Origin of the sequence: Veillonella parvula (genome assembly GCF_018366295.1) — a bacterium.
GTDB classification, from domain to species: Bacteria; Bacillota; Negativicutes; order Veillonellales; family Veillonellaceae; genus Veillonella; species Veillonella parvula_P.
The window spans coordinates 240,900-250,513 of record NZ_JAGZIJ010000002.1; the positions used below are offsets into that span (position 1 = coordinate 240,900).

At 41.1% G+C, this 9,614-nt stretch carries 11 protein-coding genes and 1 pseudogene; 3 read left to right on the plus strand and 9 right to left on the minus strand.

Annotated elements, in window-relative coordinates; all coding sequences use genetic code 11:
- Nucleotides 1-5 precede the first annotated feature (5 nt).
- Both KHY58_RS04100 and sfsA read right to left on the minus strand, forming a co-directional pair.
- Nucleotides 6-812: a hypothetical protein gene (locus KHY58_RS04100; protein ID WP_278472184.1), complete on the minus strand. Its 807-nt coding sequence runs from the start codon at nucleotides 810-812 to the stop codon at nucleotides 6-8.
- Nucleotides 813-1,034: 222 nt separating this feature from the next.
- Nucleotides 1,035-2,300 (minus strand): DNA/RNA nuclease SfsA, encoded by a 1,266-nt coding sequence (gene sfsA / locus KHY58_RS04105; RefSeq protein ID WP_278472187.1) that lies wholly within the window; start codon nucleotides 2,298-2,300, stop codon nucleotides 1,035-1,037.
- A 394-nt stretch (nucleotides 2,301-2,694) separates the two neighbouring features.
- Between sfsA and KHY58_RS04110 the strand changes: the two genes are divergently transcribed.
- The 3 genes from KHY58_RS04110 to KHY58_RS04120 all read left to right on the plus strand — a co-directional run bounded on the left by KHY58_RS04110 (nucleotide 2,695) and on the right by KHY58_RS04120 (nucleotide 4,667).
- Nucleotides 2,695-3,651 (plus strand): DUF1858 domain-containing protein, encoded by a 957-nt coding sequence (locus KHY58_RS04110; protein WP_004694418.1) that lies wholly within the window; start codon nucleotides 2,695-2,697, stop codon nucleotides 3,649-3,651.
- A gap of 1 nt (nucleotide 3,652) precedes the next feature.
- Nucleotides 3,653-4,318, plus strand: coding sequence for a hypothetical protein (locus tag KHY58_RS04115; RefSeq protein WP_278472190.1), 666 nt, complete (start codon nucleotides 3,653-3,655; stop codon nucleotides 4,316-4,318).
- Between the two features lie 61 nt (nucleotides 4,319-4,379).
- Nucleotides 4,380-4,667, plus strand: a complete 288-nt coding sequence (locus KHY58_RS04120) for a cupin domain-containing protein (protein ID WP_004694414.1) — start codon at nucleotides 4,380-4,382, stop codon at nucleotides 4,665-4,667.
- 163 nt (nucleotides 4,668-4,830) lie between these two features.
- Here the strand turns inward: KHY58_RS04120 and KHY58_RS04125 are convergent, their stop codons facing one another.
- From KHY58_RS04125 to KHY58_RS10010, 7 genes and pseudogenes are all read right to left on the minus strand, one after another.
- On the minus strand, nucleotides 4,831-5,352 hold the full coding sequence (locus KHY58_RS04125; RefSeq protein ID WP_021148790.1) for a nitroreductase family protein: 522 nt from the start codon (nucleotides 5,350-5,352) through the stop codon (nucleotides 4,831-4,833).
- Nucleotides 5,353-5,440: 88 nt separating this feature from the next.
- On the minus strand, nucleotides 5,441-5,899 hold the full coding sequence (locus KHY58_RS04130; protein WP_004698051.1) for an OmpH family outer membrane protein: 459 nt from the start codon (nucleotides 5,897-5,899) through the stop codon (nucleotides 5,441-5,443).
- A gap of 280 nt (nucleotides 5,900-6,179) precedes the next feature.
- Nucleotides 6,180-6,557, minus strand: a complete 378-nt coding sequence (locus KHY58_RS04135) for a GerW family sporulation protein (RefSeq protein ID WP_004698027.1) — start codon at nucleotides 6,555-6,557, stop codon at nucleotides 6,180-6,182.
- Between the two features lie 77 nt (nucleotides 6,558-6,634).
- The gene (locus KHY58_RS04140) at nucleotides 6,635-7,774 is read right to left on the minus strand and encodes a hypothetical protein (RefSeq protein ID WP_278472194.1); all 1,140 of its coding nucleotides are present in this window, start codon (nucleotides 7,772-7,774) and stop codon (nucleotides 6,635-6,637) included.
- 29 nt (nucleotides 7,775-7,803) lie between these two features.
- Nucleotides 7,804-8,382 (minus strand): cob(I)yrinic acid a,c-diamide adenosyltransferase, encoded by a 579-nt coding sequence (locus KHY58_RS04145; RefSeq protein WP_004694402.1) that lies wholly within the window; start codon nucleotides 8,380-8,382, stop codon nucleotides 7,804-7,806.
- 129 nt (nucleotides 8,383-8,511) lie between these two features.
- Complete coding sequence (locus KHY58_RS04150) at nucleotides 8,512-9,468, minus strand: M23 family metallopeptidase (RefSeq protein ID WP_004698067.1); 957 nt, start codon at nucleotides 9,466-9,468, stop codon at nucleotides 8,512-8,514.
- 9 nt (nucleotides 9,469-9,477) lie between these two features.
- Nucleotides 9,478-9,614, minus strand: a pseudogene (locus KHY58_RS10010) (DUF4446 domain-containing protein); the annotation flags it as partial.

The following is a 9,614-nucleotide window of genomic DNA, read 5'->3' on the forward strand; positions in this document are numbered from 1 at the left end:
CAAAGTTAATGCACCGCATGTTGTATCATATCATCTAAAATGCTAGCAAAGTCTCGTTCTACAGCCGAAGTGTCGTTACCAGTACTGCCAATACCTGTTAGCATGGTTTCTTTCCAATCATTTTTTGCCATAAATCGAAAGGCGATCAAATACTTAGCTTTTGTTTTGTCCGCTTCTCCTTTTGGTAGATAATAAAATCCTACGCTTCTATCAGAACGAGGGTGCAATAACGCTGGGTTGTCTTGCGGTTTATACAAACTATATATAGATTTCATAAAGGTTAGAATATCTTTACCCTTTACAGATTCGTCTACAAAGATAATCTCATCATATGTGAATAGAGATATCTTATTAGTACCTGCTACACGTGTCGCTTTAGACTTAGCTAACTCCAAGGCTTCCTCGTGCGTCGCCATCCGCATGCCATACTGCTTAGCACGTTCCACTAACGAACCATTCAAATGAACTAAATACGCTTGTGAATACGCAAAATCCGCATCATTTTTTCGCTCGCCACCAGGAGCCGGCAATGTTGGCCACTTGACTACAGAATTTGTAGTAAAAGAAATACCATTACTTTCATCATAAAACACATACACATTTCGCTGGAATGGCTTCTCCTTCTCCACCACAGATGACTGAAGAACAAGATTCGGATGCACAACCGAGAACTCCTTCTCCACGCTAGACTTGATATCCTCTGGTGTAGCAGGATCACCATTCTCCGTCGTCCAAATAAAAGAACAACCACTCAACACTACACTACAAACACCAACGATACCTAACAACACAAACTTAACAAACAACCTCATACACAAAACCTCCCCTCTCTCTCTGTAGAAACTATAGAATGAATATGCTGGGATAACTATGGATAGGACTATATTATTATTGATGGGACACCTCTATAGCTAGTGTTTTAAAAAGTGCTATTACCTATTGATGAGCGACTTAGGTTACTATGGAGCGAAGAGATAGGTAATAGCACTTTTTAATTAATTACGTATATAGTTCTCGGGCCCCATCAATAATAATTACCTATTAACTAGTTCATCTAGCATATTCATCCTGTAATTTTCTATTACGTTCATAAAGAATTGATTGTGTATCGGATTTTCGCTCATTCCGAATAGATGGCTATTGCATTCACAGTCGCTGCACCCAAAGTTCGGTACATTCCATTCCGCAATAGCTCGCACCGCATCAGCGAGAGCACATTCTACATCAATTTTGGTTAAATCTACATCTGTGTTTTCACGAGCAGCCGAATCCTCGTCAGAGAGTTTACCTTTACTCCGTTCCTGAGCAGAAATTGTCATAGCCTGCGGCCTCCCACTAGTACGAATCGGCAAGCCCGCTATCATTGCACAGTGACCGCGGAAGTAATCTAGATGCCAATGCATTTTCTTCCGTTTTCGTTTATGACGTTCAATACGTTTCGTTAAATTTGCCTTTGCGGAACCAACATACATATAGTAACCAGGTTTGAAATGCATCATCCCTTTAGAACCGATTTCGAGATCTAAATCGTGATCGAGGTGCATGACCATCACATACACACCACTATCATGAGCCTCTGTGTCGAGGATACTACTAGGATAGGAACATTCATGTGTCACCGTAGGCATAGTGAAAGTCTCATCCCACGCCACAGCAACGGCTTTCCAATCTAATGAAGGTGCCACCTCTTTAAAGGTACGGGCAAATTCCAAATCCGTATGATAATCTGGCAAGAACCACTGTGCTTGGTCCCATTGTACGAGGAATAGAACACCTGTGTGGTAGCCTTCGTTTTGTAATTCTTTCAGATGCAATAAATGCTTGCGCCCTCGCTCTGTAATAGCATCAGGGAACATGGCTCCCGTCTTGGAGAACAAGGTACAAGACTTAACCTCTAATAAAAACTCATCCCCCTTATCATTGGTGAGGAGCAAATCAAAGCGAGATGATGTGCCGTGTAGTTTAACCGTATACTCCCGTCTCACTACGCGCCACTCCTCCCAACCAGGGATACGTTTATTTTCAATCAAATGTTGCGCCACATCGTTGCTGTAGTTTGTATCGAGCATGATAACAACGCCATCGCGCTCGATGCCTACCACACGGTATTTCGTCTTCGCATCCGGCTTATCGTGAGGCACGATGTACATCGTTACACCCGTAAACAAGAGCTCCCACATGCGACCAGGATTTGGCAAATGAGCGAGTACACTTTCACCATTCAAATCTAAAGTCACCACAAAACGGTTCGGGCGACCTATATATGTTGCTTTTAAAATAGTATCGTAAAGGACTTTCATCGTTTCTCCTACATCAAGAACATTCTATATGTCTATTATACGATATGTAACCTTGGGTTTCATCTGTAAACAGTATCGTATATAATGATAGTTAGTAAACAATCAATAATTAATATTAAAAAAGTTCTATTTTTGTAGCTTGAGTTACATTATTGTTTGTTAAAATGGTTTATACTAAGAGCGTCGGGTCAGTATTCTAAATACCCATACTGATCATTACGCCGGGTTTTGATGAGGCATCGCCTGGTTGATCTCATCCCACTTGTCCGTATATATGTGCGAAGCTTTCACAAAACCCTAGGGCGTAAATAATTAATATATAAAGAGTTTTATAGATTAACTAAGTAGTTTTAGCCACTATTCTCCGCAGAGAGGGCTCGAGAAAGGATTTAATATGGCACAAATTGCAGCAAATTTACAACGCATAAAAAACGGTCAACGCCGTTATGCAATTACACCTCGCGTTCCTGCAGGTTTTATTCAACCAGATCAATTACAAAAATATATCGACGTAGCAAATGAGTTCGGCGCAGTTCTTAAATTAACTGGCAGCCAACGCATTATGATTACGAATTTGAAAGCAGAAGACGTAGATAAAGCATGGGAAATGCTTGGCATGGAGCCAGCGTACACTGTGTCCAACCGCGTGCGCAGCGTAAAAATCTGCCCAGGTACTACCTTCTGTAAACGCGCTAAACAAGACAGCGTACACCTTGGCATGCAAATTGAACGCAAATATTTATCTCTTGAAATGCCAAGTAAAATGAAGATCGGCGTGTCCGGTTGTCCAAACTCTTGTACTGAAAGCCGCATGAAAGATGTGGGCGTTATCGGTACTGTAGACGGTTGGAATGTATACGCTGGCGGTAGCGGCGGTGCGCATCCTCGCATCGGCGACCTCATCGCAGAAGTTAAAACAGAAAAAGAAGCTCTTGCATTAGTTGATCGAATCATCGCATACTATAAAGAAAACGCACAAATCGAACGCATGGGCGAATTCATCGACCGCATTGGTTTAGAGGCTTTCAAAGCAGCTGTATTGGGCGACCTTGAAGGGGCTCCAGCTGAAAGCAAGTCCGAAGAACCAGCTGTGTTCTTGCCTGGTCAAGGTAACGATCCTGAAGTAGAAGCACCACGTCTCGAAGCAGGTTCCCCTATCACTCCAGACACAATTATTCGCGACATCGTTGAAACCTATCCACATGTTGTACCTGTATTACAAGGTATTGGTATGGGCTGCCTAGGTTGCCCATCTGCAACAGCTGAGCCATTATGGCAAGCCGCAGAAATCCACGGTTTTAATGTATACGATTTAGTAGAGAAATTAGAAACAGCACGAAAAGGAGCTTAATATGTCCGCATTCTTAGGTCACATCCATTACTGGTTATATCGCAAAATTCAATTGCTCGTTGAGCGTGAAAATTTGATTTTAGAAAAAACTTCTAAAGTTGTTGATGATTTAGCGGAGGAACTACACTCCATCTCCGTAGATACATACGGCGAGCCAATTAATCCAAGCATTCCCTTGGAAAACATCATCGACCATGGCAATATTCACGGCTGGTTAGCTAACCAAATCAATATTGCTTCCGTTCGTGAAGCAGCGTTCATCAAAGATATGCTCGACACAAATTCCGGCGATGAAGCAGTACACGTAGTAACCGCTATTCTAGATGCCTTTGCAGTACAAGGCCAAGCATGTGGCGTTGTGGCTCAAGATAACCTTGAAGAACACACTGCACCAGCGATTTACAATGCGTTACAAAACTTCTACGTAAATGGCATGCCTTGCGATGGTGGTGACCAAGTGGTTTCTGAAAGTCCAGAAGAATTTACCTGGATTGGCGACCACAGATTACAAGCAGGCTACTGGCGTACAGCGGGCGTTGACCCTAAGTTCATGGCATTAGCTTACCAAACATGGTTTGAGGCCTTTGTAAAAGCTATCGATCCAGCATTTGAACTTGTAACGACAGAAGAAAACGGTACACGTTTATATACCATTCGTAAAAAATAATATAAATTAAGTATTAGCGTAAGCTTTCAAAACATAAAAAGCTAACATTAGGAGGTCCATTATGGCAGGCACAGTTAATCAAGAATTAGGTTTATTATTCCAAGGCCCTAACTATGTAATCGTAAAAAAAGGCGGCAAGGCTGGTGAAAAGGTAGAAAAACATAACCACCCTGAAGCTAATGTCATTTTTACAGTTGTAAAAGGTAAAGTACAAGTGTTCCTTAATGAAACTGAAGAGCATGTACTTGTACCAGGCCAAGTATTGGAATTCAACGGCGACAACTACATCCAAGCTACACTCGTAGAAGACAGCGAATTCGTTGTAAACCTCATTCATAAACCAGAATAAAATACCAAAGGACAGTTGATACAAGCAACTGTCCTTTTTATATGAACTATGTATTAAAAAGAAATCATATAGTTATTAAGTTTTATAGAACTGTTCAATAGTTCAGTTATATCCATAGTTATTAAATACTTATAGAGTAATACATAGTCTAAAAAACATTCTTTTAAAAGGAATTATAGGTCGTAAATTCACTCACATCAAAGCGTTTCGTATGGCCTGGTGCAGGAACACAGTCTGGATGAGGGTAACCAATGGGGAAGATGGCTACAGGGATGATATTATCAGGCAAGTTATATGCCTTGCGTACTTTAGTAGGATCAAAATGAGCAATCCACGTTGTACCTAAACCGATATCGGCTACGGTAAACATAATGTGGGATCCCACAATGCTAGCATCTACAACCCCCATATCTGCATCATCGTATTCTCGCTTCCAGCTCACCGTATTATCGTAACAAACGATAATTGCCAACGGTGCATTGAAGTGACCATTAGTGCAATCTTTTAGTTTCTTTAAGCTATCTTCTGTATTTAACACGAGCAGTCGTTGCGGCTGATAATTATGCGCCGTAGGTGCTAATCGAGCAACTGCTAATAACATATCTACCTTCTCCCGCTCCACTGGTCGAGTATCGAATTTTCGAACCGAATACCGCTCTGTGGCTAATGCTTTAAAATCTTTCATTAAATCTCACTCCTTTATCGGATTTATTAAAATGTATTTTAATAAATAACCCCCTAGCTGATACCTCAGTTAGGGGGTTTTATGTTTATTATTTTTTAAGACGGCTAATTACTTCGTTAGTAATGTTTTCGATTTTGCTGTTAGCGTCAGCAGCACGAATTGTGTATGGATCATCCAATACTACGTCCATTTGTTTTTCAACACGGATAGCTTCAACAGTGTTGTGAATTGCTTGCATCATAGGTTGAGCAATTTTATTGATTTCTTCGTTTTCTTTTTGAAGCAATGGAGCTACAGTTTTGTTGAATTCTGCTTCTGCTTGTGCAGAGTCTTTAATTTTTTCAATTTCTTGAACTTTTTTTTCAATTTGTGGACGGTATTGAGCGTCTACTTGTTGCATTTTCATATCTAATGCACCGTAGCCAGGGTAGCTATTTACTACTTGGCTCATATTTACTAAGCCAATGTTAGCAGCACTTGCTACTGCAGCAGTAGCAGACATAGCACCAACGATAGCTAAGGTAGTCAATTTTTTAGATAATTTCATCTGAAATCCTCCTCGATTAAAAGTGTCACTATACAATCCAATAGTGTACTATTTTTACTATAGCAAATCTTGCTAAATTTCACAAGACTATGATAAATAGCATAATAAAGCCCTATGAACTACTTATGAAAGTTATTAGAACTTAAAATAATACCCACAAGCATACTCTGAGACCCTTAAAGCAGTCGATACAAACATATTCAGAACACACATGTGGGCATTTCGACTTTCACCAATTATTTATAATTTGTCATCAAATTATGGTTTATTATTCACCGAATTATTGTTCATCATTTAAATAGATGTATTTATCGGATTTCAATTTGGACACGAGATCAGGCACCAAACCGATAAGACGATCAAAGCTGCTGCTGTAAGGGTTGCCCTTAATGTTGAACAATTCGATGCGGTCACCTTTAATAACAAGGATTGCACTTGGTTCCATTTTGGCACCACCGCCACCGCCACCAGATTCTTGGCTTTTGTTGGCTGTGCAATGGTTTGTACCAGTACCGAAGCCAAAGGTTACATCAACAAATGGAACGAGTGTAGTATCGCCGATTTGCACAGCTTCACCAACTACAGTTTCCACTTTGATCATATTTTTAAACTTCTCGAATAGGACTTCCAAATTCTCTTTTACATTACTGTTCTCCATCACAGTACCTCCGCTTTTTGTGAAAGTATTATAGCTATAATAATATAGCTCATATACTCAATTGACTTTATATATCCTTACGCTGTTTGACCCTGTTCGGCTTTTATCTTTTCTAGCTGCTTTGCTTCCTTCCGTTTAACCCAGAAGACACGAGCACTTTCACCCAATAGGGAACGCATAGGTTTAGATACCAAGAATCTAGTACCATACCACGCCAATACGGCAAGAATCATACGACCTTTAATATGGCCGCTGCCTTCAGCTACCCAGTTCACATAATCTATCTCAATAGACTCTGCTTGCTCAGGCCAAATGCTATACAACATAGATGCAATAAGCCCCATCCGATACGGATCGCCAATACCAAATCGGCCCTCTATAGCCATATCACGTGGTTTAGAGTGGTTATAGCATCGTTTCGACACAAGGAATATCTGACGCCACAACTCTGTATTTCTCAAGTGTTTCATGAACCAGAATGTAGGAATTTCAGACTTGAATGATGCTACCGGATCATTGGGATCAGGCTTTCCAAAACGTTGTTTCACAGTCGTTTTGATATCATTTACCTTTGTAAATACCTTTTCCTTGATAGATCCGTCACTATTGAAAGTAACATGACTTACTACTTCATCATCATCTTGAATATGAGCCGTTGGATCTTGTTGTATCGAATCATACCGCTCAGCACGAGCTTGTGCATCCATATCCTTAGAAGCCGCATCAGGTCGCTCAATGCGCTCCTTTGCCCTAGGTGCGCTCCCCGCCCCTGGTGATTCGTCATCATCAAAGATTGTATCGGAGCCTTGGGCGCTCTTCAAGTCATCAAAGCTTGTGCCGCTAGAGCTTGCAGTCGGACCTTGTCCGCCTCCTTGCATAGCCTTTGCAAAAGCTTCTGCTTGTGATATGTCGCCGTCATCATCCATTACCTTTTGATATTCTTCATCTACACGATTTTCAAGCCATTGTTCATAGTCTTTCACAGGACCGATCTTAAGTATACCTAAAACATATAATTCCTTAAAAAATGGTTTATTTTGAATGTACGCTAAGTGGAGTGAAAATACGCGCCACAGCCATTTGATGCGCAGTTCGCCACGATATGGCGTCCGTCCATCAATTTCGATGCTATATGTGATTGGTGCCAGTAGGATAGTCAAGATGAGTGCTACAATGATGGCCACAATAACGAGGACCACAATAGCCACTGTACTCAACCACATCACCTCCTTAGGTGTTCCTATGATTAGTTTTCAATGCCTTTTCGAGCCATTACGCCTTGTAGGTAGTAATGTTTAATCTCTTTCATCTCCGTTACGAGATCGGCCTCATCAATTAATTCTTGAGGCGCCCCACGGCCCGTAAATACGAGTTCCGTTTCTGGATGACGAGCATCGAGTAAAGCTTTAGTTTTATCCCATGTAATGAGTTCAAAGAAGAGAGCCATATTGTACTCATCAAGTACAACGAGGTCGTACTCACCACTGCTGATCGCAGCGAGTGCACGTTCATAGCCTTTTTCAATGAGAGCCACATAATCCTTCGGAGGATTACCAGACTCAAAGACAACGACTTCATCGCCCCATTTAGCAAGTTCATCCTTACTCTTCATGCCTTCTTTGATGATAAAGAATGGCTTGCCCACAGTTTCTAACGTTAAATTTGTTAAGGTAGGTAAAATAGTATGCTCACTATATACTTTAGATTTCATAAATTGTAAGAAGAGGACTTTCTTGCCAGCGCCGATGGCACGAATAGCTAGGCCGATTGCGGCAGTTGTTTTGCCTTTGCCTTCGCCGGTATAAACTTGTACATAGGCCTTCATAGATATACCTCCGTTCATATACTTTTATTTTACAATATATATATACAAAAGGAAAGAAAAAGAACTTGCTATGAGCGCATATGCACGCATAACAAGTTCTTTTTAGGTCTTATATAAGCTTTTATATTTCTAATTGCTAATTGGTAAGAAGATCATAGGGTCTACAGGCGTATTGTTGAGGCGTACCTCGTAGTGAACGTGGGCACCCGTACTTTTACCAGTACTACCCATCAAAGCTATAGTTTGACCTTGTTTCACGCTCATCCCTACCGTTACCAATACGGCACTATTATGGCCATAACGGGTAACAAAGCCATTGCCATGATCGATTTCAACGAGATTACCATAACCGCCGCTTGTATACCCCGCAAAGGTTACCACCCCGGCCGCAGTAGCCACGATTTGGGAACCATAGTCATCGGCAATATCGATACCTTCATGGAATGCACCAATAGCACCCGTAACAGGGTCAACACGGCTGCCAAATGGAGATGTAATAACGCCCTTACTTGGCCAAATACTAGGTGTCGTACTATTCACAGCACCACCAGAACCAGCGGAGAAATTGATGGATTGTAATGCCATCAAATCTTTTGCGCCACCATCGCGAAGGATATTGCGCATTGTATAGAAACTAACAAGCAATTTTTGTGCTTCCTTATCCATTTTGGATAGTCGAGCCGATAATTGTGCCGCTGTTAACATCTGTGCTTCACTATTATCAGCGGCTTCCTGCTTTGGGTCGCTACCATCCCCGCCACCTTGAGCTGGTGTGCCAGATTCAGCGCCCTTCAGCATTTGCTTATTCTCTTCACTAATTTGATTTAAGTTTTGAATTTTCTTATCCAGAACCTCTGTTTTTTGTTGTAACAATTTCAACTGTTCCGATTGCAATTGCGTTTGTTGACGTAATTGCACAACCTCAGCCTGGCGCACGATGCCCCAAATACCGAGTACCAATGCCAAGACCAATACTACAGAACCAATAATGGCAACGAGTTTCGCTTGCTTTGTAGTTAATGTCAATATGCAGTTGTCACCATTTCTTTCAACTTTGTTTGAAATGAATGCCGGTATTTTCAACATAAAACTTCCTTATTTCGAGACGATAGCGCTCGTCAACGCTTCCTCATTGGTACGTTCACCCAACGCTTCGTTCAAACTTTCTAATTCTTCTTGTGAAAGACTTACTAAACTTTTACCTTTCACAATAGGTTTACTAAAAATACGAG

Bases quoted from the DNA above. Each gene is read 5' to 3' on its own strand.
- KHY58_RS04110 (WP_004694418.1), top strand. From the start codon at position 2,695: ATGGCACAAATTGCAGCAAATTTACAACGCATAAAAAACGGTCAACGC.
- KHY58_RS04125 (WP_021148790.1), bottom strand. From the start codon at position 5,352: ATGAAAGATTTTAAAGCATTAGCCACAGAGCGGTATTCGGTTCGAAAA.
- KHY58_RS04130 (WP_004698051.1), bottom strand. From the start codon at position 5,899: ATGAAATTATCTAAAAAATTGACTACCTTAGCTATCGTTGGTGCTATG.
- KHY58_RS04150 (WP_004698067.1), bottom strand. From the start codon at position 9,468: ATGTTGAAAATACCGGCATTCATTTCAAACAAAGTTGAAAGAAATGGT.
- KHY58_RS04120 (WP_004694414.1), top strand. From the start codon at position 4,380: ATGGCAGGCACAGTTAATCAAGAATTAGGTTTATTATTCCAAGGCCCT.
- sfsA (WP_278472187.1), bottom strand. From the start codon at position 2,300: ATGAAAGTCCTTTACGATACTATTTTAAAAGCAACATATATAGGTCGC.
- KHY58_RS04145 (WP_004694402.1), bottom strand. From the start codon at position 8,382: ATGAAGGCCTATGTACAAGTTTATACCGGCGAAGGCAAAGGCAAAACA.
- KHY58_RS04100 (WP_278472184.1), bottom strand. From the start codon at position 812: ATGAGGTTGTTTGTTAAGTTTGTGTTGTTAGGTATCGTTGGTGTTTGT.
- KHY58_RS04135 (WP_004698027.1), bottom strand. From the start codon at position 6,557: ATGGAGAACAGTAATGTAAAAGAGAATTTGGAAGTCCTATTCGAGAAG.
- KHY58_RS04115 (WP_278472190.1), top strand. From the start codon at position 3,653: ATGTCCGCATTCTTAGGTCACATCCATTACTGGTTATATCGCAAAATT.